Raw genomic sequence first — 26,023 nt, 5'->3', positions numbered from 1 at the left:
TTTCGCTTCGGGCGGACGCTTTCTTACCTGTAGTCAAGTGTTTTACTAGTACTTTTCTACTTGAATGAAATAAAAGTGCAGAGTCTTGTCTATATACTGTTGCTTTCCGTTCCAGCGCTCGCTTTCCGCGGGCATGGCTTGAGCCAATCGAACAGCGAAGGGTTCGATTTGCCGTATTTCTGCGCTTTTGCAGAAATTAAGGCATTCTTATTCTGCTCCTTTAGGGTCGCGAAAGGCATGCGCCCTGCGGGGTCTCAAGGCTCATGCTATTCCCGCAGGAGTCGAGCACCTGCACTACAAGCAACTGGTGCCCCTACATAAATAAAAATGAATATGCCAAATAGACCCGACAAACAGTTTTTTCGCAAGGTCATATGTGCCAAGGGGCGGCCGGTGAGCCAAACGAATAGAGTAGTGTTCCATTTGCCTTAATTTGTGCGTACTTCGCAGAAATTAAGGCATCCTGGACCTTCTACTCACAGTGCTGCGTTTGCTCCCCCCCCAGATGCGCCGCCTTACGCTTCAATCAACGGAAATTCCTATTAGTCAGGAATCCTCTACAGTGATCGTAAAACGCAATCTCACATAAAAAAACTGCCTCGGAAAGTCGATTTATCGATCTTTCCGAGGCAGTCCTATGTTAAATAAGCATCAACCTGTAATCATTTCGTGGATCAAGGTTGGTTTTGCTTGTGCTTGATCTGAAATGTGGATGTGTTCTTGAATTAGTTCTATGGATTTTGCAACGTCTTCCCGGTTTGTGTGGATAATGGCAAGCGGTTCGCCAGCTGTTACTTTGTCCCCGATTTTTTTCTTCAGGACGATGCCGACAGCTAGATCGATGACGTCGTCTTTTGTTGCTCTTCCAGCTCCTAGAAGCATAGCTGCGACTCCGATTTCGTCCGCTTCCATCTTGGATATCGTTCCTGATTTTGAAGCAGGGACTTCGATTTGGAATTTTGCTGAAGGGAGCAATGATGGATCGTGGACAATCCGGGCGTCTCCGCCTTGTGCTTCGATCAATTTACCGAATAGATTCAGCGCGGAACCGTCTTTGATGACTGCTTCGAGCATTGCGCGTGCTTCTTCTACGGTTTTCGCCTTCTCGCCGGCAACGATCATTTTGCTTCCTAGGACGAGGCAAAGCTCTGTTAAGTCTTCAGGACCCTCGCCTTTCAGTGTATCGATGGCTTCTTTTACTTCAAGCGAGTTTCCAATTGCATAACCTAGAGGCTGGCTCATGTCTGAAATGACTGCCATTGTGTTTCTTCCGACTTGGCGGCCGATTGCTACCATGGAATGTGCAAGAGCTTCGGCATCTTCCAATGTCTTCATGAATGCACCATCGCCTGTTTTTACGTCCAACACGATTGCGTCCGCTCCCGCTGCTATCTTCTTGCTCATGATGGAGCTGGCAATAAGCGGTATGCTGCTGACCGTTGCTGTTACGTCCCGTAAGGAATACAAGTTTTTGTCAGCAGGCGTCAAATTGCCACTTTGTCCGATGACAGCGACCTTCAACTCATTCACTTGTTTGACGAACTGCTCCTCTGAAAGCTCGATATGGAATCCTTCGATCGCTTCAAGCTTATCAAGCGTGCCTCCTGTATGTCCAAGGCCGCGGCCGCTCATTTTTGCAACTGGCACGCCACAAGCTGCCACTAAAGGTGCCAGGATCAATGTAGTCGTATCGCCGACGCCGCCGGTTGAATGTTTGTCGACCTTCAACCCTTCAATCGCCGACAGATCAATCTGGTCGCCCGATTCAGCCATCGCAATCGTCAGGTGGCCCTGTTCCTCAGGCGTCATGCCTTGAAAATAGATCGCCATCAATAGGGCGCTCGCTTGATAATCCGGAATGGATCCGTCTGTATAGCCGTTGATGAAAAAAGTGATTTCCTCCTTGGAAAGCATTTCCCCATCTCTTTTTTTCTCGATGATATCAACCATCCTGAACACAATCATCACACCTTTTCCGTTAATGAACTTAAAAAGCTTTCTCCGAACTCTGGAGCTTTCACGTTGAAGTTATCGGCAATCGTTGCACCAATATCTGAAAATGTCTTCCGCAATGGCAATTCGCCTCCACCTTTGATAGCTGGTGAGTACATAAGCAATGGAACATACTCTCTTGTATGGTCAGTTCCGCTATGCACTGGATCATTACCATGATCTGCTGTGATGATTAACAAATCATCCTGTTTCAATGACTTGATAATTTCCGGTAAGCGCGCATCGAATTCCTGCAATGCGTTACCATAACCGATCGGATCTCTCCGATGCCCAAATAACGCATCAAAATCGACGAGATTTGTAAAGCTCAAGCCAGTAAATTCGGAATTCATAACCTCGACCAATTTGTCGACGCCGTCCATATTGCTTATCGTCCGAACTGCTTCTGTTACACCATCGCCATTGAAGATATCGGAAATTTTTCCGACGGCAATGACTGCTTTCCCAGCGTCCTTCAGTTCAGTCATGACCGTTCTTCCGAATGGCTTCAATGCATAGTCATGACGATTTGTCGTACGGGTGAAATTTCCAGGTTCTCCGACAAACGGTCTTGCGATGACGCGGCCAACTAGGAATTCAGGATCCAACGTTAGTTCACGGGCAATTTCACAAATGCGATACTGCTCTTCAATCGGAATGATCCCTTCATGAGCTGCAATTTGCAATACTGGATCTGCGGATGTATAGACGATGATCGCGCCTGTTTCCATATGTTCCGGACCTAGCTCATCAATGATTCCCGTGCCGCTCGCCGGTTTATTGCCAATCACTTTTCTCCCTGTCCGTTTTTCGAGCTCATCGATAAGCTCTTGAGGGAATCCATTCGGGTAGACTTTGAAAGGCTTAGTTATGTTCAAGCCCATCATTTCCCAATGGCCTGTCATCGTGTCTTTACCTACGGACGCTTCCTGCATCATTCCATAAATGCCGACCGGATTAGCTTCAACCGCAATGCCTTTGATTTCCTTGATGTTCGAAAGGCCAAGCCGCCCCATATTCGGCATTTTCAATCCGCCCATTTCTTCACCAATATGGCCAAGCGTATCTGCGCCTTGATCTCCGAATAAATGAGCGTCTGGCGATTCACCAATTCCAACAGAATCCAGAACGATCAAATGTATGCGTTTAAATTTCGTTTCTTCCATATCCAAACCTCCAGTAGTCATATTTCCCAAAAAGTCCACCATGTTTTCAAGCACGCGGATGGAACTTCACATAAACATCTTTTAATCTCGCTTTGCTGACGTGCGTATAAATCTGTGTCGTTGAGATGTCGGCATGTCCCAGCATTTCTTGGACAGCACGTATATCCGCCCCATTCTCAATGAGATGGGTCGCAAAAGAATGACGCAAAATATGAGGAGTCAGTACTTTTTGTATACCTGCTTCCATTGCATATCCTTTAATTATTTTCCAACATCCTTGCCGAGTCAAGCGACTCCCTCTCATGTTGACAAAAAGTGCATCTGTCCCTTTCGTTTTGGCGATGAATATAGGACGTGCTTCATGTATGTAAGTTGTACAGGCTTTCATCGCACCGCCGCCCAGCGGGATAATCCTTTCCTTTCCGCCTTTTCCGAAAACACGTACAAATCCCATGGAAATGTGAATATCGTCCACGTCCAAACCGATCAGCTCACTGACACGCATTCCGGATCCATAAAGCAATTCAAGTAGTGCAATGTCCCTTATCCCTTGTGGCTTGCTGCTTTCCGGCATGGAAATCAGTTTGTCCACTTCTTTCACGGAAAGGACTGAGGGTAGCTTTTGTTCAAGCTTTGGCATTTCCAAATGGACTGTCGGGTCTTTCGTTGTTACTTTCTCCCGTAAAAGGAACTGATGAAACGAACGAATTGAAGAGATATGCCTCGCAACGGTCCTTGACGATTTCCCTAGCTCTTTCATGCTATTCAAATAGTGCAGAATCGCGGAACGGTCAATGTCATCAACCGAGCCGACACCTGCCTTTTCCAGTTGAAGGAGATAATCGGAAAGGTCTCTTTTATAGGAAGTGACCGTGTTTTGAGACAGCTGCCGTTCCACTTTTAGAAAATGGATGTAATCTTCCAATCCAAACTTAGCATCCTCCATGCAAATCACTCCTCCAATGACAAAAAGGGACAGCTTCGCGCCATCCCCATTTCACTTTTTACTGTCATTTCCCGCGGATTTGCAACTTTCGCAAACTCCGTGGAAGGTCAACCAATGGTCTTTTACATTAAATCCATATCGGCTTTCGACAATCTTCTCGACATCGCCTAATAGATCTTCCTGTATTTCAGCGACTTTTCCACATTCAATGCAAATGAGATGATGGTGAAAACGTGATGCCCCTTCCTGACGTAAATCATAACGGGAGACGCCATCACCAAAATTAATCTTGTCGACAATCTTCAGCTCCGTCAGCAGCTCCAATGTCCGGTAGACAGTGGCAAGGCCGATTTCCGGTGCCTTCTCTTTGACAAGTAAAAAAACATCTTCAGCACTTAAATGATCTTCTTCATTCTCAAGAAGGACCAAGACCGTAGCTTCCCGCTGAGGCGTCAACTTATAGCTGGCCCCATGCAATTGCTTTTTGATCCGTTCAATCCGGCTCTCCATATGACGCCCCCCTCAACACTGAGACCATTATATCAAAGAGGCGATCTTTGTTACAACAGAAAGGAAATAGTAGACTTCCAATCGGTTAGCGAACTAGAAAATGAAAGATCGTAATCTCTACTAAAAAAATGAAGAATGCCATTCCCGCCAACACGGGAACCCCTTGTAAATTCCGCGCTTTCCTCGATACTCTGTTGAAATAAGGAGGGCTCAAAACAACACAATAAATCAGGAATAGCAGACAAGAAATAAATTGGAAAGGGAACCACCAAATTGTGTATTGCCATATTTTCATTCCCGAATAAAGGAGAAAGGACGATGACAATCCGAATATAACACATTTGATTGCACCAAAAAATAATATGGCATGTCTTGTTTTGCTATTCACAGATAGAAGGAATGTCACTACAAAAAATAACAGCAATGTTATAAAGGGTCTCCATGCGGACCCATCGGAAGTTGAAATAACTCGTGGATCGAAAAAGCCGATCCATCTTTCGGATGCTTCTATTGGGATTTCCCTGAACAACAATGCCCCGCCGATATATCCGACGGCTAGTATGATAAATAGATGGATAAAAGATAAGGAACGGACCATAGGCTTCACCTCCGCATCGTTTCTATAACGTATGCTTGTCCGTTCCAAAATAGCTCAATTATTTAAAAGTCTTTTTGCGTGAAGGATCGCGAAAGCTGTTTTGGCGTCGAAAATCCGTTGATCCAGCACCATCTCTTCCGCTTCTTCGATCGTACATTCTATTAGCTCAATGAACTCGTCTTCATCCCCTGCAGCAGGCTTGTCTATTGTATATAGTTCTTGCGCTACGAAAATATGAATGATTTCGTTTGCAAATCCGGGAGATGTTGCGAATGATTGTAGGTATTCAAATTGATTAGCTCCGTAGCCGGTCTCTTCTTCCAATTCACGAAGCGCTGTGACCCTGATATCTTCTCCAGGCTCGATCTTTCCGGCTGGAATTTCAATGATGGATCGATTTAATGCCTTTCGATATTGCTCGACAAGAACCATTTTTTCCTCATCGGTGATGGCGATGATGGCAACGGCACCTGGATGATCGATGAGCTCCCTTTTCGCCCGCTTGCCGTCGGGTAGTTCGACTTCGTCTACACGAAGGGAAATGATTTTTCCTTCAAATATTCTTTCGGATGCAACAGTCTTTTCTTCAAAACGATTCATTACGTCACTCTCCTTTTATCAACTTAAGCAACAAACTTTCCCTATTAACTTCTACATTGTACAGTTTATTTAAAGTAGATGAAAACAATTACGGAGGTGCGCCAATGAAAAAACGAGAGATTGGAAATAGCGGGATTTATGTATCTGAATTAGGACTCGGGTGCATGTCATTCCCAGACGACTTGGAAGAAGTGAAAAGCATAGTTGACATGGCGATACACGCCGGTATCAACTTCTTTGACACAGCAGACTTATATGCTGCCGGCAAAAATGAATCGCTTCTCGGCGAGGCGTTGAAAGGCAGACGTGACGATATCATTTTAGCGACTAAGGTCGGTAACCGGATGATCCCAGGTGAAGAAGGATGGCGCTGGGATGCTTCGAAAGCTTATATAATGGAAGAAGTGAAAGACAGCCTTAGACGTCTTGGCACTGACTACATCGACCTTTATCAATTGCATGGCGGTACGATGGAGGATGATGCAACGGAAACGATTGAAGCGTTTGAAGCATTGAAAAAGGAAGGGGTCATCCGGCAGTACGGCATTTCGTCCATTCGACCGAATGTCATCGAGCGCTTTTTAACGAACAGCTCTGCCGTTTCCGTCATGATGCAATATAGCCTGCTGGACCGGCGTCCGGAGGAGTGGTTCCCTATGATCCGTGAAGCGGGAGCATCTGTCATCACAAGGGGGACATTGGCAAAAGGGCTTTTGACGGATGAAGCCCCTTCTCGGGTTAGTAAGATGGACGGCTTTGTTGCGTATGATGCTGAAGACTTGAAGAGGACAGTCGGCGAATTGCATGAAACTGCCAACGATCTGCATGCGCTCGCCCTAGCATTCAACCTAAAAGAAAATGTAGTAGCTTCCGCGTTGATCGGTGCCAGCTCCAAGGATCAGCTTCTCGATTCAATCTTAGCGTATGAGAAGAAAGCCGAGCAATCCGAAATAGCCTCCATTGCGCAACTAACTGAAGTACATCAATACGAACAGCACCGGTTATGAGTTTGTAATATTGTTGTAATAAATCTGTAATGATTAGGAAACCCCTTCACGGGTATCTAACAAGTAGGCAACAATTAATGATTACACCTTGGAGGAGATTTCATTGAAACTACTTACAGAAGACAAAAAATGGTTGAAGCTTGGAGCAGCAACATTCCTTTCCGTCGGACTACTCGCAGCATGCGGTGATGGCGACGATGATACGGACGTAGATGTGAATAATCCACCAGCTGAAGTAGATGACGGCGTTAACGACGGAACAGATACAAATGTCGACCTTGACGTAGATGACGATGCTGACTTGGATACTGATACGGATGGTGACGATAGCAAATAAGCGGATGAAAAAACGAGACTCTGAATTGGAGTCTCGTTTTTTTGTTATATACTAGCTCATACTTCTTGCTCTGTTAACTGTACCTGTGCTACTTTCTTGCGCTTTTTCGAAGGAAGCATATTAAACATGATATTTAACACAATTGCTGTCAAGCTTCCGGCTACGATGCCATTGCTCGTTAACATTTGGATGCTTGCAGGAAGACTAGCGAAAATGTCTGGAACGACGGAAACGCCAAGGCCTAGGCCTACTGAACAAGCGATGATCATAGCGTTTTCCTGAGATTCGCCTACTACTTTGCTTAACATTTTAATCCCTTGTGAAATGACCATGCCGAACATTGCGACCATTGCGCCGCCCAATACGGATGTCGGGATGACGGTTGCCATCGCAGCGATTTTCGGCATAAAGCCCAATGAGACGAGCATGATGGCTGTGATTAAAATGACTTTGCGTGATTTGACACCGGACATTTGCACTAAACCGACGTTTTGTGAAAATGTCGTATATGGGAAGGCGTTGAAAATCCCACCGATCAATGAAGCCAATCCTTCGGAGCGATACCCCTTCTCCAAGTCTTTCTCAGTGATTTCCTTCTCAGTAATATCGCTTAATGCAAAATATACGCCAGTGGATTCTACCAATGAAACCATTGCGACCAACGTCATCGTTAAGATTGGAACGAGATGGAATGTCGGTGTTGCAAGATAAAAAGGAGTTAGTAAATGGAAGGCTGAAGCCTCTTTCACTGCACCGAAATCTACAATGCCAAACATCATTGCCGCTACTGTGCCTGCAGCCATTCCGAGCAGAATCGAAATGGATCGAAGGAAACCGGTTGTAAAACGGTATAGAAGAATGATGCTTAGAAGCGTTCCAAAGGAAAGAAGGATGTTCGTGCTTGAGCCGAAATCCGGAACGCCGAATCCCCCACCCATATTATTCAAAGCAACGGGTATTAACGTGATTCCGATAATCGTTACGACTGAACCCGTCACGACTGGTGGGAAGAACTTGATCAGCTTGCCGAAAAACGTACTGATAAGAACGATGATTAATCCAGAAGCGATGACCGCCCCATAAATCGCTGAAATTCCATAGTTGCCGCCGATGGAAATCATCGGACCGACCGCCGTGAACGTACATCCGAGCACGACAGGCAACCCAATTCCGAAAAATTTATTGTTCATGATTTGCAGAATTGTCGCGATTCCGCACATGAGAATATCGATGGATACAAGGTATGTCAATTGAGTAGAAGTTAAGCCGATTGCCTGTCCTACAATTAGCGGGACAAGAATCGCACCCGCATACATGGCAAGTAAATGTTGAAAACCTAATACGACCGATTTCATAATGAAGTACCTTCTTCCCTGAATTCGACTTTTCCATCTTCAAGCGATTCGAGAATTGCCAATGATTCAACCCGAATCCCTTTTTCCCGGATCATTGCGCCCCCGGGCTGGAAGCCTTTTTCGATTACGATGCCGACACCGACGAGTTCCGCTTCCGCCTGCTCTACGATATCGAGAAGCCCGAGGACTGCTTGTCCATTGGCAAGAAAATCATCTAAGACTAAAACCTTGTCCCCTTTTTTCAAGAAGTCCTTAGAAACGGAGATTTCATTCGTTTCATTTTTCGTGAAAGAATGAACGTCAGCTGTATATAAATTTTCGCTCATCGTCAATGATTTGCGTTTACGGGCAAAAATCGCAGGTACCCCGAGTACTAAGCCTGTCATCATTGCAGGGGCAATTCCCGATGATTCAATGGAAAGCACTTTTGTCACTCCGTCCACTTTGAACCGTTCTGCGAATTCCTCTCCGACCGCTTTCATAAGCGGAGGATCGATTTGATGATTCAAAAACGAATCCACTTTTAATACTTGATCGGAAAGCACTTTCCCATCCTGCATGATTTTCTCCTGTAGCTGCTTCAACATGATGCTCCTCCTTTTTCATTCACGATCAGAAGGAATTAAAAAACCCCCAATGACCGTGCATCCATTCAATACATGAGTGGAGCAAGGTCATCCGGGGTTTGAGTTAACCGAATGAATAAAAAAGCCGCATGCATAAATGCATGTTACTTTTTCTACTTTGCTTCTCATAGTCGATCCATTTACGGTGGAACGGTAGAAACTTGCAGGCCATATCCCTGCGATTATATGAGTGGATGTTATAGTAATTAGGTTTTAATTATATCATGCATAGGACAGGTTACAATGGTTTTTTATCGTTAAAATATGTTAAATCTATGAACGAAAATACTTTAAAGGATACAAAGAAGGATAATCTACTTAAATATTGATTTATCTGGTAGTTAATTCACAATTCATATTATTTATTTTACTTATTTATAACGATTATTTCAACATAATTAACAATATTTCAGTAATATTAATTACCTCGCAATCTAGTTTATCATTCAACTTTCAGGGTTATAGATGGACTGTAGGCCACTACAAATATATCAACGAATAGGAGAGATATTTATTATGGCTAAAAACAACAATAACAACTCTAACAACAATCGCGCGAAAATGTCTTTGGAAGAAGCTGGACGTAAAGGCGGAGAAGCTACTGCAAGAAACCATGACAGAGATTTCTATGAAAAAATTGGACGTAAAGGCGGAGAAGCCACAGCACAAAATCATGACAGAGATTTCTATGAGGAAATCGGACGCAAAGGCGGAGAAGCTACTGCGAAAAATCATGATAGAGATTTCTATGAAGAGATCGGCAGAAAAGGCGGAGAAGCCCGCGCTCAACAAAACGATAACAACAATAGCAACCGTTAATGGATGATTAGCTCTCCAATAACAATATGAACAAAGCAGCTGGATGCGGTTTTTCATCAACCGCTTCCAGCTGCTTTGTCGATTTTTACATAATATCCATCTCTAGAACGATCGGACAATGGTCACTTCCCATCACCTCGGCATGAATATCCGCTGTTTTCAAAGACGGCAGCAGACAATCCGATATGAGGAAATAGTCGATCCGCCAACCGATATTCCTAGCTCTCACATCTCGCATATAGGACCACCATGTGTAAGCGCCTTCGACTTCGGGGTTCAATTGACGGTATGTATCAATGAACCCTTTATCTAGTAATGCCGTAAATTCTCCTCTTTCCTCAATTGTGAAGCCTGAATTTCCGACGTTCGATTTGAAGTTACGTATATCAATATCTTGATGGGCAACATTTAAATCTCCACAAAGGATGACAGATTTTTTGTTTTTCAATTGAATCAGGTACTCCCTCATTCTACTTTCCCAATCCAACCGTACAGGAAGGCGGGCCAAATCCCGTTGCGCATTTGGCGCGTACACATTCACCAAGTAAAATTGAGGGAATTCCAGCGTTAAAATCCGGCCTTCATCTTCAGTTTCTGAATCCCCTACTCCATATGTTACGGCAATCGGCTCTTCTTTCGTGAAGACGGCGGTACCCGAATAGCCTTTTTTCAATGCATAGTTCCAGTATTGATGGTAACCCCCAAGTTCGAGCTCAATTTGACCACTTTGCAGCTTCGTCTCCTGGATGCAGAAGATATCGGCATCCTGTTCTTTGAAATAGTCCAGGAACCCTTTCCGGACGCAAGCTCGTAACCCATTGACATTCCATGAGATCAGTTTCATGCTAAAAACTCCTTCATCACACAATACTTTTCATTGTACTAAAAAAGGGAGTATCCTCAAAGAATAATAGCTGCAGGATACGCGAGGAGTTCTCGTTAAGTCTTTTGGAGTGCTCGTTTTTCCATGAAAAGTTCTCGTTCAACCTTGAATAGTTCTCGTTAAGTCGCTCAGAGTTCTCGTTAACGTATCAAAAGTTCTCATTCTTGTTGGAAGAGTTCTCGTTATGGCCGCCCGTGACAAAAAAAGCTGTCCGGACGACTTCCCGGACAGCTTCTATACAAGATTATATTATTATGCGTTCAATGCAACTGCAATTTGTGCACCGATAACTGCATTGTTTTTCACTAATGCGATATTCGCATCTAGGCTGCGGCCTTCTGTCAGGTCTTTCACTTTGCCTAACATGAATGGTGTAACGTCTTTCCCAGCGATGTGAAGCTCTTCCGCTTCTTTAAGCGCAGCTTCGATGATGCCGTCAATAAACGACTTGTCCATTGCATCAGCTTCCGGAATTGGGTTAGCGATGACTGCGCCGCCTTTCAATCCGAGGTCCCATTTTACGCGAAGCATGTCAGCGACCGTCTCCGGTTTGTCCGCACGGATATTCAGTCCGAAATCACTCTCGCGTGTAAAGAATGCTGGAAGGACATCTGTGCCGTAACCGACAACTGGAACGCCGTTCGTTTCCAAATACTCAAGCGTCAAGCCAAGGTCAAGGATGGATTTTGCACCAGCACAAATGACAGCAACATCTGTTTGCGCAAGCTCTTCCAAATCTGCAGAAATATCCATTGTCGTTTCAGCACCTCGATGGACGCCACCGATTCCGCCAGTTACGAAAATCTTGATGTCTGCAAGTGCTGCACAGATCATCGTAGCGGCAACTGTAGTCGCTCCTAGCTGCTTCGTAGCGATTAAGTACGCAAGATCCCTTCTCGATGCTTTTGCGACGCCTTGGCTATTTCCGAACATCTCAAGCTCTTCGTCAGAAAGGCCGATTTTAATTTTCCCATCGATGATGGCGATTGTCGCAGGAACAGCCCCGTTATCGCGGATGATTTGCTCTACTTCGCGGGCAGTTTTCACGTTTTGTGGATACGGCATTCCGTGTGAAATGATTGTGGATTCCAAAGCGACAATCGGTTTTCCTGCCGCCATAGCTTCTTGCACTTCGTTTGAATACGTTAGATATTGTTTCATTGTAATTCCTCCAATTCTTTTTTGAGAAGTTCTTTTGTCAGTTCAGGTCTTACTGTAAAGGAGCTTTCCAACGTTTTGGCCGCATTTAACAATCCCATGCGGACATTTTCGTTTAATGTTTCCCCTATCAAATGTCCATGAAGCAATCCAGATACGAATGCATCCCCTGCACCAGTTACATCCTCAACATGCACGTCTTCCACTGCAGGGAAGTGAATCGGTTCTTCGCCCGCACTCGCAGCCATGATTCCTCTCGACCCAGAAGTGACGACGACATTTTCAGCGCCAAACGCAAGCAACTCCTGGACAGCTTTCTTCCAATCCCCGTCATTGTCAATCGACCGGCCTGTGTACGTCTCCGCTTCATCCTGATTGCAGATGAACCATGTGACACCTTTCAGATCACTCGGCATCCTGTTCATTTTCGGTGAAGAGACAGGAATGATAACGAGTGGATTTCCTTTTTGGCTCGCGAGTTTTTTTATATAATCGACGGATTCCTTCGGACAGTTCAAATCGATAATAATCATCGCAGCGTTTGAGATCACTCTCGATTTTTCTTCAAAGTAGACTGGGGTCAAATAATCATAGATTTCCATATTCGCCATAGCTATGACAAGCTCTCCGTCGTGATCCAATACAGCCGAATAGGAACCAGTCGATTTCCCGATCAATTGACCAACGTCCGTTACATCCATATGCGAAGATGATTCCCGTACAATCACGTCCCAGTCACTATCATTTCCTGCAACCGTTAGAAGCCGGACATTGTGGTCGAGCCGACCTAAATTCTCCGCAATATTTCGGGCAACGCCCCCAACTGAAACTGTCATGGTGGCCGGATTGGAAGTTCCAAGTTGTGTTTCTTCATTTATATGGAATTTCCGGTCTATGTTCGCTCCACCAATGCAAATGATTTCCTTTTCTTCGGGAAGAATATATGCCCGTCCTGAAATCCTTCCCTGTTTAATTAAACCGGAAATGATATTCGCCAAGGACGGTCTGGAAACTCGGAGGGCATCCGCCATTTCCTGTTGTGATAAATAAGGGTTGGCTCGAATTAAGTCAAGAACAGCCCTTTCCTTTTCATTCAATTCCATCACCCTTTAAACATTTGTTTTAATTGTAAACTTTTGTTTGGCCGATTGCAACAAAAAAATAGTACTTGTTCAGTTACATTTCCAACTCGTCATCATCTTGCACACTTATTGCTTTTTCGACTTCATACAAAGATAGGTCGATATCGACTTTATTCCCAATAGCAATACTCGCCAGCTGCTTTCCGAGATACGGACCGACCGTTAGTCCTGAAGCACCTAATCCGTTTGCAAAAAGCAGCTCAGGATAGCCCGGCACCGCCCCGATGACAGGCAGGAAACCAGGTGTGAACGGCCGAACACCGACACGTACTTCTTCAAATATCGCTTCCTTCAAACCAGGTGCCACTTTCAAAGCCTTATCCAGTACCTCATGAATACCACCAGCTGTCGGGTTACCCATTATGTCCGCTTCCACCTCATCTTCATGAGTTGCCCCAACGATCACTTTCCCATTATCTGACGGCAAAATATATTGATCGGTTGGAGGCATGATGACCGGCCAACGGGATGTGTCACGCCCGCACATATGTAAATGGACGATTTGCGCCTTTTGCCCGGTAACCTGTACATTCAACTTGAGCGGTTTCAATAATTCACCAGCCCACGCACCAGCCGCAATAATCACTTTCGATGCCAATATCAATTCCCCGTTGACATAGATGCCTGCAACCTTTCCTTCTTCTACAGCAAGCGTTGCGGAGCCATGTATAAGAGTGGCTCCATTTTTTTCAGAAGCATTGAGCAGTGCCTTTCTCAGCGCCCTGCCATCGACCCGAGCAGCTCCTTCTACGTGTACAGATGAGAAACCTTCTTCTAATAGAGGGAACAGAGTTGATGTTGCACGTTCATGCAACAGTGTTACTTCCCCTATTTCAGGAGCTTCTTCCCTTCTCTCCAAAGCGCGTGCTTCCATCTTCTCAAGCTTAGCCCATTCCGTATGCAAACTGATCGCACCGACTTTCCGATAACCAGTTTCGCCCTCGCCATCTTCTTTCAACCGTAGAATCATTTCAGGATAATAGGATGCTCCTCCTTTTGCCAAAGCATACCAAGCTTTATTTCTACGCTGCGATAACCACGGGCAAATGATTCCGGCAGCCGCATCCGTCGCCTGTCCTTTGTCAATTCGGTCGACGAGAACCACTTCCGCTCCCTGCTTTGCCAAGTGATAAGCTGTGGATGCGCCAAGAATTCCTCCACCGATAACAATGATCCGTTCCATGTCAAACACCTTTTTCTATTTTAGTTCTATTGTACAAGCGGGAAAACATACATACAATCAAGCCAACTTGTAACCGTTTTCAAAATCGTAACAATAATATAATAACTCGACTCTTCCATTTTTCTAAAAATGCAGTATACTTATTCTATTCAATAATAAATGGTCTTTAAGACTATTCATAAGGAGATTTGATCCGAATGACAAGAACACCCATCCAGATTAAACTAAGCGATTCTAAAAAAGAAAAGCCAAATCCCGAGCATCTCGTATTCGGCAGAAGTTTCACCGACCATATGTTTGTTGCGGATTTTGATGAAGGAAGAGGTTGGCATAGCCACCGAATAGTCCCTTACGCTCCGGTCACATTAGATCCTGCTTCCATCGTCTTGCATTACGGGCAAACGGTATTCGAAGGCATGAAAGCATATCGCTCAGCAGAAGATGGTACTGTGCGGTTATTCCGTCCTGAGGAGAATATGAAAAGGCTTAATCTTTCATTGGATCGGCTTTGTATGCCCCGAATCGATGAAGATGCAGCATTAAATGCATTGACACAGCTCATTCATATTGAAAAGGACTGGATACCGACGTTGGAAGGCACCTCTTTGTACATACGACCTTTCGTCATAGCAAATGAAGCATTCCTAGGTGTTGCTCCTGCGAGAAAATATCAGTTCTTCATCATCCTATCTCCAGTAGGTTCCTATTATAAAGAAGGCATTCATCCGGTAAAAATCCTTGTAGAAAACGAATTTGTCAGAGCAGTGAAAGGCGGTACAGGCGGCGCGAAAACTGCAGGCAATTATGCGGCAGGCCTAAAAGCCCAGCAAGTTGCAGATCAGCGGGGCTATTCACAAGTGCTCTGGTTGGACGGCGTCGAACGGAAATATGTCGAAGAAGTGGGAAGCATGAATATCTTCTTCAAAATTGATGGCGAAATCATTACCCCTGCTATCAACGGAAGTATTTTGGAAGGAATTACGCGGAAATCGATTTTGCAGCTTTTGCGGCATTGGGATATTCCTGTTTCAGAACGAAAAATAGGAATGGATGAAATTAGGGCAGCCTATAATGAAGGAAAGCTTGAGGAAGTCTTCGGAACAGGAACGGCGGCTGTCATCTCTCCTGTCGGTGAATTGAATTGGGATGGCTACAAGATGGTCGTTAACAACTGTGAAACAGGTCCATTGGCGAAGCGTCTATTCGACACCCTTTCCAACATTCAGGCTGGACATGAAGCTGATCCATTCAATTGGATAGTGGAATTGAAAAGCCAACTTGTAAAATTGGCGTAACAAGAAAAGACATACCACAAATCGCGGTATGTCTTTTTTTACGCTATATTTTGATAACGATTCAGTAAAGAATCCAATTCTTGGCTGCATGCTACAACTGCTGGATGAGTAAATCCACGGTCTTTTGCTATCTTGACCATCTTCGATCTTTTCATGTGGATCTTAAAAGATAAAAGCTGTTTTCCTATCAATCGCATCGCGCATTTCCTCCGTCAATTTTTTTACCTTTGCCTATCATAATGTAGACCGTTAAAAAAAAATGTCGAATTGTGTGTTAAATTCTTGAAATAAAACACTTGTCACAGATTTGTCACAATAGAAAGGAAGAGGTATGCATAAACTACCCCTTCCTGTCGTCCTCTAAACCTTTAAATGGTAATCAAACGATTATTTAATTTTTATTTAGCTTCTGGGAACATCCGATTAATACTCGTTGTAAATTCTTCAAAGAACCCTTCGGCCGGTTCTCCTGCACGGAGCTGATTTCCATATTCAGTGAAACGCTTGGCGACATCGGGGTTGAACGACACGTATACATTGTTGAAATCGTTATGCATGCGTCGGACCTCATCGGCTACCTTCTTTTTTAAATCTTCATTCTCGTTAACGCCTTCCTTTAAAGCGACACCGACATAAGCATTTTGGTCAGTTACAAGAACGTTTGCAGCTGACACTTCTTCCATCGCTGTAATCTTTTCCGCTGCGTCATCTGCCACTTCCACTTTTGATTGGCCGTTGTTAGTGGTCGTATTATCATTGTTTCCTTGAGCAGATTCTCCAACACCGGTATTTTCCGTAGCATTGTTATTGCCGTTTGTCGTATTTCCATTCGTGTTGTTATTGTCCTTGTTGTTAGCACACCCAACTATAGCAAGCATGAGTAGCAACGAGAGAGAAATCGCTAATTTTTTCATCCTTTTCACTCCTTGTCATATGGTCAGCAATAGAGTGTGTAAGATTCGCTCTTCTATTCGTCACTTTTCTTTTAGATAAAGAAAAACCGGATGGACAAAACCACCCGGCAATCAAAATTTCAATATTTTGTGCCGTTATCCCCAAATTCATCGAGCAACTCGGCAAAGCTTTTGTTCTTCTCACGTTCGATACGTTCGCGTCGAATCATCTCTTGACGCTCCGCTTCTTCCGCCTCAGCTTTTGCCGTCATTTCCTTCTTGGCGGCTTTCAATTTTACTAATATATCATTATCAAGCGTCTCAGAGAGCGTCGCTTTTTCATCTTCGCGTTTTATTGGAGTTGCTGGCCTTGATTTTTTCTTTGCCATTCAGTACACCTTCTTTCCTTAAGGACGTCGAACGATTGTGGCGACGCCTTGTCCGCCCCCGATGCACAATGTAGCAAGACCCGTTTTGGCATCGCGACGCTTCATTTCATGCAACAACGTGACAAGTATCCGCGCACCGCTTGCGCCGATCGGATGGCCCAGAGCGATTGCGCCTCCGTTGACATTCAATTTTTCCTTATCGAACTTCAGCTCGCGATCAACTGCAAGTGATTGTGCCGCAAATGCTTCATTTGCTTCAATCAAGTCGATATCAGCCAGATTCATTCCTGATTTTTTGAGTACATTTTTTACTGCTTGCACAGGTCCGATGCCCATGACTGACGGATCGACTCCTGCATTTGCGTTAGCGGTCAAGATTGCTAACGGTTCAATGCCGAGTTCTTCCGCCTTCACTCGTGACATAATGACAAACGCAGCTGCTCCATCATTAATGCCTGAAGCATTGCCTGCTGTTACACTGCCGTCCTTTTTAAATGCTGGACGTAATTTCCCTAATTTATCGGTTGTCGTTCCTGCTTTTACATATTCGTCTGTATCAAACACGATCGGATCGCCTTTACGTTGAGGAATTTCCACAGGAATTATTTCATCTTTGAATTTGCCGTTTTCAATCGCAGCTGCTGCCTTCTCTTGAGAAGCAGCCGAAAATGCATCTTGTTCTTCCCTTGTAATCGAATAGCGGTCACAAAGATTTTCCGCCGTGATTCCCATATGATAGTCATTGAATGCGCACCAAAGTCCGTCAGAAATCATACTGTCGACGAGTTTCTGATCACCCATCTTGAAGCCTTCCCTTGGATTGCGAAGTAAGAATGGTGCTTGGCTCATATTTTCCATCCCGCCTGCGACGACGATATCCGCATCACCTGCAAGTATCGCTTGTCTAGCCAAATGAACCGCTTTCAAGCCGGAACCGCATACTTTATTGATCGTCATGGCAGGGACCGTTTCAGGAAGTCCGCCTTTAATTGCCGCTTGCCGGGCCGGATTTTGACCTAGACCTGCTTGCAGTACATTCCCCATAATTACTTCATCCACATCTTCCGCCTTCACTCCCGAACGCGAAAGTGCTTCCTTAATGACAATTCCGCCGAGCTCTGAGGCGGAGACGTCCTTCAAAGATCCTAAAAAAGACCCGATTGCCGTACGTACGGCGCTTACAATCACTACTTCGTTTGACATAATGTTTCCCCCTATCCCTTGTTTGCATTTTCATAAATTCAGAGATTTCTTCATTCTTCGTTTCCATTCAACGCATCCCTTCAGTACAATATAAAGAGGAGGGATGATATGTTCATTTTACCAAAGAACGTTACAATTATCGAGGTCGGGCCAAGAGATGGCCTACAAAATGAAAAGAATCATGTAGATGAAAAAAACAAATTGGATTTCATCCATTCATTGCAAGCTGCAGGAATCCAGGAAATGGAGCTAACATCCTTTGTTTCACCAAAATGGGTACCACAAATGGCTGACGCAAAAAACATTGTAGCAAAAACAGAGAAGATTGGACGCCAATTTGTATTGGCACCAAATGAAAAAGGGGCTGATCTTGCTATTGAAGCAGGTGCGGAAAGTATCGCCGTCTTTGTCGGTGTCAGCAATACTTTCAATAAAAAGAACATTAACCGGACGACAGCTGAGAGTATGGACGCACTTGAACCTGTCATCGCAAAATTGAAAAGAGATGGCCTTTTCGTGAGGGCATGCATTTCAACCGCGTTTTATTGTCCGTATGAAGGGAAGATAGAGAGAGAGGAAGTTAGTAACCTGTGCAGACGATTCGTTTCGATCGGAGTGGATGAACTGAGCGTAGCAGATACGATCGGGATGGCAAATCCGGTTGAAAGCTACGAGCTGTTCACATTGTTAAGAGAGCAATTTCCGGAAGTTCTTTTGACAGCTCATTTTCACGATACACGGAAAATGGCAATCGCAAATATTTTTTCTGCATTACAGGCAGGAATCGACCGTTTTGATACTTCCGCTGGCGGCCTGGGTGGTTGTCCTTTCGCACCCGGCGCAACAGGCAATGTAGCGACAGAAGATGTTGTCCATATGCTTGATTCCTTAGGGATTGAAACGGGGGTCAATGTTGAAAAGATTTGTGAAGCTGTCGGAATGATTGCTCCTCTTGTTTCGCATCCTATCGTCACAGGAATGTACAAAATGTACAAAAATCGCAGCTGCTGAAGGAGTTGAAGTTAATTGAAACGGCGCTTCCTATATATAACAGGCATTATTGGAAGCATATACACCGCCATTCTGACAATTCTTGGTTTTTACGCGGCAAATCGTTTGATGTTCATGAAACTGAAAGATCATGATTTGATTGTAAAACGAGAAATTATTGCCAAAAGGTTTGATGAACATTGGTATGGAACGGTGCGGAAAGAGGATTTTTGGGTGGACTCCCCGAATGGTTACCCGTTGCGTGCGGTTTTTTTACAACCGCTTGATACGACAAGGACAGTTATCATTTGCCATGGCGTGACGGAAAATAAGATCAACTCGATTAAATATGCACGATTATTTGAACGGCTGGGATTCAATTCAGTCATTTACGATCACCGCCGCCATGGGGATTCGGGGGGAAAGACGACAAGCTTCGGTTTTTATGAAAAGGTCGACTTGAATGCACTAGTCTCCGCTGTACGCGACCGGATTGGCAGCCGGGCATTGCTCGGCGTCCACGGTGAATCGATGGGAGCTGCGACGACGATCCTATATGCGGGAGAGTATGAAGATGAAGCAGACTTTTACATTGTCGATTGTCCATTCTCCGATTTCACCGAGCAGATCCTTCATATCATGCGTACGAGCACACCTCTTCGGTCGTCAATGACATTGCGGGCCGCCAATCTGTTCCTGAAGATCAGAGACGGCTACACGACAGGTCTCATTTCGCCGAGGGAAGCGATTGTAAACATTAAAAAACCGATGCTGTTCATCCATAGTATGGAAGATGATTTCATTCTGCCGGAAATGACGAAGGAACTGTACGAGTTGAAGGATGACAAGAAGATGATAAAGCTATTCGATAAGGGTGCCCATGCGAAGTCATTCAATGAGAATCCAGAGGAATACGAACAGGAAGTCTTGCACTTCCTACATAATTTCGGTTTTCAGACTTCATGACATGACAAAAAAACCTCTTTCCAGTATATCGGAAAGAGGGTTTCTTTTAGCTATAATTAAGCTTTTTGAACGTTTGTAGCTTGTAGGCCACGTTGTCCTTGCTCAATTTCAAATGTTACGCTTTGACCTTCGTCTAAAGATTTGAAACCGTCGCTTTGGATTGCTGAGAAGTGTACGAATACGTCTTCTCCACCTTCACGCTCGATAAATCCAAAACCTTTTTCTGCATTAAACCACTTAACTGTACCTTGTTCCATAATTGTTGCCTCCTAGTGCGGTTATCCACACAATGTGTTATTATCCTTGCTCAAATACTTTAGACGAAAAACAAAATCTAATCTCGATCTGAAACAGAACAAAAATAATTCTTCTTAAGAATAACAGATGCACAAGGAAATAGCAAATGATATGTGGCAAGTTTATTTGGACAATGCAATTTTTATATGCGCCAAGTGATGATTTTCATGCCAAGCTAATTTTGCAACTTTTGTTCCAACTGTTATTTCACCGTTTTTCTGGTGAGTAAAAACTCGATCCAGCTGTTCTTCAGATAAACTCTTTCCTAATGCTACGATTCGCTCATTAATCCCTTCAAGCATTTTAATGGAGCTTTCCACTGGAAGCTGTGTATCCGGTTGAATCGCCCACTTTTCTTCATCAAACGCCGGTACTGTTGAATTTTCATCAGTTAATGCAAGTTTTAACCGTTGATACATGTTCAACTGAGAATCTGCAATATGATGAACGAGCTGACGTACTGTCCAGGCACCATCCCGATAAGTTTTTCTTAATTCCTCTTCATTTAATGAATCAACAACTTCTCGTAATCGAATCGTGTACGTTTCGATGTCCTTTAGCCATTCTTGCACATTTGCTAGTGTTGCTTTTTCAGGAACTTGTAATGCCCCTATTGGATATTTAACGTCCATTTTTCATTCCCCTTTTCCTTATTAAAATTATGCGTTATGTACTAAATCTGCAATCATAGTTGGTTTTACGATCTCGATGTAATGCTTTTCAGCTAACCAGTATCTACTTTGATACTTAGTAAGTCGTTCTTCATACTTCCCGATATACAAATCACGATTTAATACTCTCTCATACCTCAGTTCCCATGGGCAATCTAGATATATGACAAAATTGTAGAACCCTTTCCATTCTTGTCTTTGTAGGAATATACCTTCAATGAGAACTACACTGGCGGATGGTACATTAATATAATTGGTTGTAGTTGTGTCAGTAAATTTGTCATAAAAATCAAGCTGAATATTGTCACAACCACTAGACAGCGGTTCAAATAAAGTAGCCCTCAACTTAGTAACATCCCATTGTAAGTAATAATATTCATACCACTCTTCATGTCCTGTTTGATATCGGTTTTTCCTTTCAACAATGTGGTCATCTAGATGAAAAGAGACAGCTTGGCAATTGTGATAACTTAATTCCTGTTCAATTTCTTTAACTAATGTAGTTTTTCCAGAGCCGCCTAAACCATCTATTCCAATTATTAAGGGACATGCTTGATTTGGACGTATTGAGAATTGAAAGAGAATCCTTTCAACCATATCTTTAATAGATATTAACATCGCCCCCAATTTATTCTCCTTCATACACCGGGATTACAAAGTTAACTAATCACAGGCAAAGTTTTATTCTCAGCCCAATGGCGTATAAGCTGTTCTTGGCGCGGGTTCAAGTTAGCAGGTAATTCATTTTTCCTGAAAAACAGATGCTCTTTACTTTCAATTCCTTGCTGCTTTAGTTCACCGCTAAATGTAGTTGTCGTAAAGATGATTTGAACACTGTATACTTGATCTTTATTTGGATATTGTACAAAACAACTCTCTCCTGAGTATATACCGAACAACTTCAACTCACCAATATCCAATCCTGTTTCCTCGTAAGTTTCTCTTTTGGCTGTTTGCTCGAATGTTTCCCCGATCTCCATTACTCCTCCTGGAATACACCAATTTTCTTCATCAGTACGATGCTGCAGTAATATACAGCCTTCATTTTCTATTATTACACCACAACCAACCGTGAAGAGGGTTTCGTGACCAATCAGTTCTCTCATATTTCTAATATAGTTCATACAATTCCTCCTCATATTTCTACTCTTACTCCAATGAATCTTTAATCTGTCTTCTCTTATAAATAAATCGCCAAATGAAAAAAGAAATCCAAGAAACAATGGGAATCGCGGACGTGGCATACCAAGAAGGGATGTCAGTCAAAAATAAGAATAAGCTAGCTATTATGAAAGAAGGCAACATGATTGCGATCCATACACGGACTTCTGGATTTCTAAAACTTAAGTCAAACCCATCCATTTGTTTGCTCTCTGTCTCTTTATATTCGTTATTCATAAAAGTTCCTCCTTTAAGACTTCAAGAAACGTCGATTAAATTACTTGTTATCTTTACCTTTTGTTTTTTTACTCGCACCCCAAAATGCCAGTCCAATTAGTGGAATGGCAATGATCCACGGTATGTCAATTTGGCTTTGCAGCATGAATGACATAAGCATCAAGACTACTACGCCAACAATAATATAAAAGCACCCTCTCCCAAATGTTTCCATAAAGTTCACTCCCCTACCTGTTGGTTTTCCATATAGCTAGTTTCCCTTGCCTATCAATTATACGGATTACAATTCAAATCGTTTCATTATTCTTGATTTTCTTTTAGTACGTAACCAACCCGATTTAAGGACAATAAAACCTTCCACCGGCTTATCAAACAGCATAAACATGTCTTTAAAATACGTTTCATCGACCAACTTGTACAGGATCAGAAAGGATACTCAAAGTTGAAATTTATTCAAAATACCCCTTAATACCATGAGTGATTGCATAAAAAAACCACTTTCCTGATTTTATCATCAGTAAAAAGTGGTTTTTGTCGATTGTATCATTATGATAGCTTGTACAAATAACTCAAATGAAAATAACATTTATAGAAGGAAAATAAGCTAGCTTATTTTTTCTTACCCGCATTGTCACTAACTTTGTTCATTTGTGCCATCATTTGATTAATCTTCTTTTGTGAAGGTTTTTGTCCCATTTGCATCATCATCATACGTAACATTTGCTCATTGATCGGCGGGTTTTCCTTCAAATATTTCATCATATATTGACGTGCAATGAAAAATCCGAGGGCCACACCTGCGATTAACGCGACGACGGCAATGAGGATTACCCAAATCGTGCTCATCCGCTATACCTCCTTCACTACCGTGATTCGAGAATACTCTACCATGATGGATTATACAACAAAGAGGCCGCGGATAGCAATGACCGGCTGTGAATATTTCTATATTATACCGAATTAAAATTTAAAATAAGAAAGTATGATCATTTCCGAGATGATTTTCCTGTTTGACAGGTTTCAGCCATCCCCACTCGCCATGCTTGTCCATCACAGCAAAAAAACGATCATCCGATCCGGATAATGCGACAAATAAATCTAGATCCAACATCCGTGAACCATCGCAATAAGCTTGAAGGGAATATGGGTTAAGTGAAATGTGAATGGATCCTTTCACTGGATGAGATAATTTATATTCTCCATCATCGCTTTCGACCGTCGTAAAACTTTTCCCCAAATTGCTGAGGATCGCTTGGTCAATCGCTGATTCTTCAATTTCATCACATAAATAACGGACTTCTTGTAAAGGTTGCTCCTGTGCATGATCTTTGAGCAAATCATAGAGAAGCCCTTCCCTTCCAAGAATGAACGATTGGTATCTCTTTTTCACTTTATAAATATCATAAGTTCTCATGACCGTCACTCCTTTTTACATAGTCTATCCCAATAGAAGTAAAAAGTTTGTCAAAACACGGTAAAGAAAGGCACTATTGTTGTCGAAAACTTTCCAATAGTGTATCAATAAAGCAGCGAAAAATACCGCTCCGGAATAAGTAGTCTTATGACATTCCGAAGCGGTATAGATTAATTACGACCGAGGATCGTTTTCATCTCACGAACGACATTTTCTTCAGTGAAGCCATATTCTGCAATAACCTTTTCCCCTGGAGCGCTTGCTCCAAACGTGTCAATTGCAATGACTCCGCCTTCGTCACCAACATATTTATGCCACCCGAGGGAAGCACCCATTTCAATGGATAGGCGTTTTTTGACTGCTTTCGGCAGTACGCTTTCTTTGTATTGCTCATCCTGCTGCTCGAACAAGTCCCAAGAAGGCATGGATACGACGGCAACGTCAATTCCCTCTTCCCGGAGTTTCGCTTGAGCTGCAACAGCAAGGTTTACTTCAGAGCCTGTCGCAATGAGGATTCCGTCTGCCACATCTTTTTCGGCAGGAGAAATCGTGTACGCTCCACGTTTCACGCCATCCATTGCAAGTTCACCGGATTTCGGCAACACTTGCAAATTTTGACGCGATAATACAAGTACTGTCGGTCTGTTTTTCGATGATACCGCAATATTCCATGCAGCCGAAGTTTCATTGCCATCCGCAGGGCGGATGACCGTTAATCCAGGCATTGAGCGAAGGGATGACAGATGTTCCACAGGCTCATGTGTTGGACCATCTTCACCTACTGCGACGCTGTCATGCGTAAATACATATGTGACAGGCATTCCCATTAGGGCAGACAATCTGATGGCCGGTCGTACATAGTCGCTGAATACGAAGAATGTACCGCCGAACACATGCAAGCCACCGTGAAGTGCCATTCCGTTCAATGCAGTACCCATCGCGAATTCACGGACGCCGAACCAGATATTGCGGCCGCTGTAATCGCTTGGAAGGAAGTCTCCCGCACCTTTGATTGTCGTCTTATTTGAACCTGCAAGGTCTGCACTTCCTCCGAAGAAAGAAGGTAGTACATTTGCAATGGCGTTGATGGCATCTCCTGAAGCGGAGCGAGTAGCATGTGAAGAACCTGCCTCGTAAGTTGGAAGCGCTTCTTGAAGTCCTTCAGGCATTTCACCTTTGATTGCCGCTTTCAATTGTTTGGCCAAGTCAGCATGTTTGCTCTCGTATTGTGCAAACAGTTCGTTCCATTGCTGTTCCTTTTTGACGCCTAATTCATCGGTCGCCTCTTTGAATGCCTCGTAGACGCCTTCAGGGACACAGAAATCCTCTTCATATGTCCACTGGTAGTATTCCTTCGTAAGCTTCATTTCATCTTCGCCTAGTGGTGCACCATGGACGTCAGCTTTTCCGGATTTATTCGGCGAACCGTAGCCGATGACCGTCTTCACTTCGATCATTGTCGGGCCGCCTGAATTGCCTTTCGCCTCTTCAATCGCTTTTGAAACTAGTTCAACATCATTGCCATCTTCCACACGGATATAGTTCCATCCGTATGATTCAAAACGTTTTCGGATGTTTTCTGTGAATGACATATCTAGTTCTCCATCCAGGGAGATGTCATTGCTGTCATAGAGGACGATCAATTTTTCCAATTGGAGATGACCTGCAAGGGAAATCGCTTCTGCTGCAACGCCTTCCATAAGGTCGCCGTCGCCGCAAAGTGCAAAGGTATGATGATCGACTATGTCGAACCCCGGGCGGTTATAAAGTGCAGCCAAATGCTTTTCAGCCATGGCCATTCCGACTGCCATTCCGATTCCCTGTCCGAGTGGACCTGTCGTTGCTTCGACACCGACTGTATGGCCGTATTCCGGATGACCAGGTGTTTTCGATCCCCATTGCCTGAAGTTTTTCAATTCCTCCATTGGCAAACCGTAGCCGCTCAAGTGAAGCAGGCTATATAACAGCATGGAGCCGTGACCTGCAGAGAGGACAAACCGATCGCGGTTGAACCATTCAGGATTGGAAGGATTATGATGCATATGCTTCGTCCATAGGGTGTAAGCCATCGGAGCTGCTCCCATTGGCAATCCCGGGTGGCCGGAATTCGCCTTTTCGATTGCATCGATAGATAACGTCCTAATCGTATTAATTGCTAATTGGTCAATCTTTTCGGTCATTCAGA

General features: G+C 43.7%; 30 protein-coding genes and 1 riboswitch. Of the genes, 6 read left to right on the top strand and 24 right to left on the bottom strand.

The window, feature by feature from the left end; all coding sequences use genetic code 11:
- Positions 1-651 precede the first annotated feature (651 nt).
- The 5 genes from OC538_RS01570 to OC538_RS01550 all read right to left on the bottom strand — a co-directional run bounded on the left by OC538_RS01570 (position 652) and on the right by OC538_RS01550 (position 5,812).
- A complete protein-coding gene (locus OC538_RS01570) occupies positions 652-1,950 on the bottom strand; it encodes a pyrimidine-nucleoside phosphorylase (protein WP_251695292.1) in 1,299 nt (432 codons plus the stop codon).
- 14 nt (positions 1,951-1,964) lie between these two features.
- The gene (gene deoB / locus OC538_RS01565) at positions 1,965-3,158 is read right to left on the bottom strand and encodes a phosphopentomutase (protein ID WP_251694713.1); all 1,194 of its coding nucleotides are present in this window, start codon (positions 3,156-3,158) and stop codon (positions 1,965-1,967) included.
- Between the two features lie 46 nt (positions 3,159-3,204).
- Positions 3,205-4,104 (bottom strand): site-specific tyrosine recombinase XerD, encoded by a 900-nt coding sequence (gene xerD, locus OC538_RS01560; protein ID WP_251694714.1) that lies wholly within the window; start codon positions 4,102-4,104, stop codon positions 3,205-3,207.
- A 51-nt stretch (positions 4,105-4,155) separates the two neighbouring features.
- Entirely contained in the window at positions 4,156-4,614 is a 459-nt protein-coding gene (locus OC538_RS01555) for a Fur family transcriptional regulator (RefSeq protein ID WP_251694715.1), read from the bottom strand.
- A gap of 652 nt (positions 4,615-5,266) precedes the next feature.
- Complete coding sequence (locus tag OC538_RS01550) at positions 5,267-5,812, bottom strand: NUDIX hydrolase (protein WP_251694716.1); 546 nt, start codon at positions 5,810-5,812, stop codon at positions 5,267-5,269.
- Between the two features lie 104 nt (positions 5,813-5,916).
- On the opposite strand from OC538_RS01550, the gene OC538_RS01545 reads away from it, so the two are divergent.
- Positions 5,917-6,819: an aldo/keto reductase gene (locus tag OC538_RS01545; protein WP_262173010.1), complete on the top strand. Its 903-nt coding sequence runs from the start codon at positions 5,917-5,919 to the stop codon at positions 6,817-6,819.
- A 103-nt stretch (positions 6,820-6,922) separates the two neighbouring features.
- On the top strand, positions 6,923-7,156 hold the full coding sequence (locus OC538_RS01540; protein ID WP_262173009.1) for a hypothetical protein: 234 nt from the start codon (positions 6,923-6,925) through the stop codon (positions 7,154-7,156).
- A gap of 56 nt (positions 7,157-7,212) precedes the next feature.
- Here the strand turns inward: OC538_RS01540 and OC538_RS01535 are convergent, their stop codons facing one another.
- Together OC538_RS01535 and OC538_RS01530 are read right to left on the bottom strand one after the other, a co-directional pair.
- Positions 7,213-8,511 carry a nucleobase:cation symporter-2 family protein gene (locus OC538_RS01535; protein WP_251694719.1) on the bottom strand — a complete coding sequence of 433 codons (1,299 nt, stop codon included), beginning with the start codon at positions 8,509-8,511 and terminating at the stop codon, positions 7,213-7,215.
- On the bottom strand, positions 8,508-9,095 hold the full coding sequence (locus tag OC538_RS01530) for a xanthine phosphoribosyltransferase (protein ID WP_251695293.1): 588 nt from the start codon (positions 9,093-9,095) through the stop codon (positions 8,508-8,510). Before OC538_RS01530 ends, OC538_RS01535 begins: the two co-directional genes overlap by 4 nt.
- A gap of 150 nt (positions 9,096-9,245) precedes the next feature.
- A riboswitch (purine riboswitch) is annotated at positions 9,246-9,347 on the bottom strand.
- 306 nt (positions 9,348-9,653) lie between these two features.
- Here OC538_RS01530 and OC538_RS01525 point away from each other — a divergent pair.
- Entirely contained in the window at positions 9,654-9,956 is a 303-nt protein-coding gene (locus OC538_RS01525; protein ID WP_251694720.1) for a KGG domain-containing protein, read from the top strand.
- A gap of 85 nt (positions 9,957-10,041) precedes the next feature.
- On the opposite strand, the gene OC538_RS01520 is transcribed toward OC538_RS01525, so the two are convergent.
- The 4 genes from OC538_RS01520 to OC538_RS01505 form a co-directional block, all read right to left on the bottom strand.
- The gene (locus tag OC538_RS01520) at positions 10,042-10,800 is read right to left on the bottom strand and encodes an exodeoxyribonuclease III (RefSeq protein WP_262173008.1); all 759 of its coding nucleotides are present in this window, start codon (positions 10,798-10,800) and stop codon (positions 10,042-10,044) included.
- Positions 10,801-11,091: 291 nt separating this feature from the next.
- Positions 11,092-12,000, bottom strand: a complete 909-nt coding sequence (locus OC538_RS01515; protein ID WP_262173007.1) for a pseudouridine-5'-phosphate glycosidase — start codon at positions 11,998-12,000, stop codon at positions 11,092-11,094.
- The gene (locus tag OC538_RS01510; RefSeq protein ID WP_262173006.1) at positions 11,997-13,094 is read right to left on the bottom strand and encodes a carbohydrate kinase; all 1,098 of its coding nucleotides are present in this window, start codon (positions 13,092-13,094) and stop codon (positions 11,997-11,999) included. The genes OC538_RS01515 and OC538_RS01510 overlap by 4 nt, the downstream gene beginning before the upstream one ends.
- 79 nt (positions 13,095-13,173) lie before the next feature.
- Entirely contained in the window at positions 13,174-14,322 is a 1,149-nt protein-coding gene (locus OC538_RS01505) for an NAD(P)/FAD-dependent oxidoreductase (RefSeq protein ID WP_262173005.1), read from the bottom strand.
- A 197-nt stretch (positions 14,323-14,519) separates the two neighbouring features.
- Between OC538_RS01505 and OC538_RS01500 the strand changes: the two genes are divergently transcribed.
- Positions 14,520-15,617 carry a branched-chain amino acid aminotransferase gene (locus OC538_RS01500; RefSeq protein WP_251694725.1) on the top strand — a complete coding sequence of 366 codons (1,098 nt, stop codon included), beginning with the start codon at positions 14,520-14,522 and terminating at the stop codon, positions 15,615-15,617.
- A 38-nt stretch (positions 15,618-15,655) separates the two neighbouring features.
- On the opposite strand, the gene OC538_RS01495 is transcribed toward OC538_RS01500, so the two are convergent.
- From OC538_RS01495 to OC538_RS01480, 4 genes are all read right to left on the bottom strand, one after another.
- The gene (locus tag OC538_RS01495; protein WP_251694726.1) at positions 15,656-15,814 is read right to left on the bottom strand and encodes an aspartyl-phosphate phosphatase Spo0E family protein; all 159 of its coding nucleotides are present in this window, start codon (positions 15,812-15,814) and stop codon (positions 15,656-15,658) included.
- A gap of 201 nt (positions 15,815-16,015) precedes the next feature.
- Positions 16,016-16,531, bottom strand: a complete 516-nt coding sequence (locus tag OC538_RS01490) for a YhcN/YlaJ family sporulation lipoprotein (protein ID WP_262173004.1) — start codon at positions 16,529-16,531, stop codon at positions 16,016-16,018.
- Positions 16,532-16,650: 119 nt separating this feature from the next.
- Positions 16,651-16,899 carry a YqkE family protein gene (locus OC538_RS01485; protein WP_251694728.1) on the bottom strand — a complete coding sequence of 83 codons (249 nt, stop codon included), beginning with the start codon at positions 16,897-16,899 and terminating at the stop codon, positions 16,651-16,653.
- An 18-nt stretch (positions 16,900-16,917) separates the two neighbouring features.
- A complete protein-coding gene (locus OC538_RS01480; RefSeq protein ID WP_316044294.1) occupies positions 16,918-18,105 on the bottom strand; it encodes an acetyl-CoA C-acetyltransferase in 1,188 nt (395 codons plus the stop codon).
- A gap of 105 nt (positions 18,106-18,210) precedes the next feature.
- On the opposite strand from OC538_RS01480, the gene OC538_RS01475 reads away from it, so the two are divergent.
- On the top strand, positions 18,211-19,113 hold the full coding sequence (locus OC538_RS01475) for a hydroxymethylglutaryl-CoA lyase (protein ID WP_262173002.1): 903 nt from the start codon (positions 18,211-18,213) through the stop codon (positions 19,111-19,113).
- 15 nt (positions 19,114-19,128) lie between these two features.
- Positions 19,129-20,058, top strand: a complete 930-nt coding sequence (locus tag OC538_RS01470; RefSeq protein ID WP_251694731.1) for an alpha/beta hydrolase — start codon at positions 19,129-19,131, stop codon at positions 20,056-20,058.
- A gap of 56 nt (positions 20,059-20,114) precedes the next feature.
- On the opposite strand, the gene OC538_RS01465 is transcribed toward OC538_RS01470, so the two are convergent.
- The 9 genes from OC538_RS01465 to tkt form a co-directional block, all read right to left on the bottom strand.
- Positions 20,115-20,315, bottom strand: a complete 201-nt coding sequence (locus OC538_RS01465) for a cold-shock protein (RefSeq protein WP_147058293.1) — start codon at positions 20,313-20,315, stop codon at positions 20,115-20,117.
- A gap of 162 nt (positions 20,316-20,477) precedes the next feature.
- Complete coding sequence (locus OC538_RS01460) at positions 20,478-20,987, bottom strand: YfiT family bacillithiol transferase (protein ID WP_262173001.1); 510 nt, start codon at positions 20,985-20,987, stop codon at positions 20,478-20,480.
- A 27-nt stretch (positions 20,988-21,014) separates the two neighbouring features.
- Positions 21,015-21,644 carry a kinase gene (locus OC538_RS01455; RefSeq protein WP_262175067.1) on the bottom strand — a complete coding sequence of 210 codons (630 nt, stop codon included), beginning with the start codon at positions 21,642-21,644 and terminating at the stop codon, positions 21,015-21,017.
- A gap of 41 nt (positions 21,645-21,685) precedes the next feature.
- Complete coding sequence (locus tag OC538_RS01450; protein WP_262173000.1) at positions 21,686-22,150, bottom strand: NUDIX hydrolase; 465 nt, start codon at positions 22,148-22,150, stop codon at positions 21,686-21,688.
- A 25-nt stretch (positions 22,151-22,175) separates the two neighbouring features.
- Positions 22,176-22,424: a hypothetical protein gene (locus OC538_RS01445; protein WP_262172999.1), complete on the bottom strand. Its 249-nt coding sequence runs from the start codon at positions 22,422-22,424 to the stop codon at positions 22,176-22,178.
- A 40-nt stretch (positions 22,425-22,464) separates the two neighbouring features.
- Positions 22,465-22,638: a hypothetical protein gene (locus OC538_RS01440; RefSeq protein WP_251694735.1), complete on the bottom strand. Its 174-nt coding sequence runs from the start codon at positions 22,636-22,638 to the stop codon at positions 22,465-22,467.
- A gap of 395 nt (positions 22,639-23,033) precedes the next feature.
- A complete protein-coding gene (locus OC538_RS01435; protein ID WP_060208743.1) occupies positions 23,034-23,270 on the bottom strand; it encodes a YneF family protein in 237 nt (78 codons plus the stop codon).
- 121 nt (positions 23,271-23,391) lie between these two features.
- Positions 23,392-23,838: a sporulation inhibitor of replication protein SirA gene (gene sirA / locus OC538_RS01430; RefSeq protein ID WP_251694739.1), complete on the bottom strand. Its 447-nt coding sequence runs from the start codon at positions 23,836-23,838 to the stop codon at positions 23,392-23,394.
- Positions 23,839-24,008: 170 nt separating this feature from the next.
- Positions 24,009-26,018, bottom strand: a complete 2,010-nt coding sequence (gene tkt, locus OC538_RS01425) for a transketolase (RefSeq protein WP_262172997.1) — start codon at positions 26,016-26,018, stop codon at positions 24,009-24,011.
- Positions 26,019-26,023: the final 5 nt, after the last annotated feature.

Origin of the sequence: Saccharococcus sp. Marseille-Q5394 (assembly GCF_946901335.1) — a bacterium.
Lineage (GTDB): Bacteria > Bacillota > Bacilli > Bacillales_A > Planococcaceae > Sporosarcina > Sporosarcina luteola_C.
Note: the sequence above shows the minus strand (reverse complement) of the source record. Positions and strands in the feature narration are given on the sequence as shown.

Bases quoted from the DNA above. Each gene is read 5' to 3' on its own strand.
- OC538_RS01500 (WP_251694725.1), top strand. From the start codon at position 14,520: ATGACAAGAACACCCATCCAGATTAAACTAAGCGATTCTAAAAAAGAA.
- xerD (WP_251694714.1), bottom strand. From the start codon at position 4,104: ATGGAGGATGCTAAGTTTGGATTGGAAGATTACATCCATTTTCTAAAA.
- OC538_RS01555 (WP_251694715.1), bottom strand. From the start codon at position 4,614: ATGGAGAGCCGGATTGAACGGATCAAAAAGCAATTGCATGGGGCCAGC.
- OC538_RS01450 (WP_262173000.1), bottom strand. From the start codon at position 22,150: ATGAACTATATTAGAAATATGAGAGAACTGATTGGTCACGAAACCCTC.
- sirA (WP_251694739.1), bottom strand. From the start codon at position 23,838: ATGAGAACTTATGATATTTATAAAGTGAAAAAGAGATACCAATCGTTC.
- OC538_RS01475 (WP_262173002.1), top strand. From the start codon at position 18,211: ATGTTCATTTTACCAAAGAACGTTACAATTATCGAGGTCGGGCCAAGA.
- OC538_RS01515 (WP_262173007.1), bottom strand. From the start codon at position 12,000: ATGAAACAATATCTAACGTATTCAAACGAAGTGCAAGAAGCTATGGCG.
- OC538_RS01535 (WP_251694719.1), bottom strand. From the start codon at position 8,511: ATGAAATCGGTCGTATTAGGTTTTCAACATTTACTTGCCATGTATGCG.
- OC538_RS01520 (WP_262173008.1), bottom strand. From the start codon at position 10,800: ATGAAACTGATCTCATGGAATGTCAATGGGTTACGAGCTTGCGTCCGG.
- OC538_RS01490 (WP_262173004.1), bottom strand. From the start codon at position 16,531: ATGAAAAAATTAGCGATTTCTCTCTCGTTGCTACTCATGCTTGCTATA.
- OC538_RS01440 (WP_251694735.1), bottom strand. From the start codon at position 22,638: ATGGAAACATTTGGGAGAGGGTGCTTTTATATTATTGTTGGCGTAGTA.
- OC538_RS01525 (WP_251694720.1), top strand. From the start codon at position 9,654: ATGGCTAAAAACAACAATAACAACTCTAACAACAATCGCGCGAAAATG.
- OC538_RS01545 (WP_262173010.1), top strand. From the start codon at position 5,917: ATGAAAAAACGAGAGATTGGAAATAGCGGGATTTATGTATCTGAATTA.
- OC538_RS01570 (WP_251695292.1), bottom strand. From the start codon at position 1,950: ATGGTTGATATCATCGAGAAAAAAAGAGATGGGGAAATGCTTTCCAAG.
- OC538_RS01465 (WP_147058293.1), bottom strand. From the start codon at position 20,315: ATGGAACAAGGTACAGTTAAGTGGTTTAATGCAGAAAAAGGTTTTGGA.
- OC538_RS01485 (WP_251694728.1), bottom strand. From the start codon at position 16,899: ATGGCAAAGAAAAAATCAAGGCCAGCAACTCCAATAAAACGCGAAGAT.
- deoB (WP_251694713.1), bottom strand. From the start codon at position 3,158: ATGGAAGAAACGAAATTTAAACGCATACATTTGATCGTTCTGGATTCT.
- OC538_RS01455 (WP_262175067.1), bottom strand. From the start codon at position 21,644: ATGTTAATATCTATTAAAGATATGGTTGAAAGGATTCTCTTTCAATTC.
- OC538_RS01495 (WP_251694726.1), bottom strand. From the start codon at position 15,814: ATGCGATTGATAGGAAAACAGCTTTTATCTTTTAAGATCCACATGAAA.
- OC538_RS01435 (WP_060208743.1), bottom strand. From the start codon at position 23,270: ATGAGCACGATTTGGGTAATCCTCATTGCCGTCGTCGCGTTAATCGCA.
- OC538_RS01445 (WP_262172999.1), bottom strand. From the start codon at position 22,424: ATGAATAACGAATATAAAGAGACAGAGAGCAAACAAATGGATGGGTTT.
- OC538_RS01460 (WP_262173001.1), bottom strand. From the start codon at position 20,987: ATGGACGTTAAATATCCAATAGGGGCATTACAAGTTCCTGAAAAAGCA.
- OC538_RS01505 (WP_262173005.1), bottom strand. From the start codon at position 14,322: ATGGAACGGATCATTGTTATCGGTGGAGGAATTCTTGGCGCATCCACA.
- OC538_RS01550 (WP_251694716.1), bottom strand. From the start codon at position 5,812: ATGAATCGTTTTGAAGAAAAGACTGTTGCATCCGAAAGAATATTTGAA.
- tkt (WP_262172997.1), bottom strand. From the start codon at position 26,018: ATGACCGAAAAGATTGACCAATTAGCAATTAATACGATTAGGACGTTA.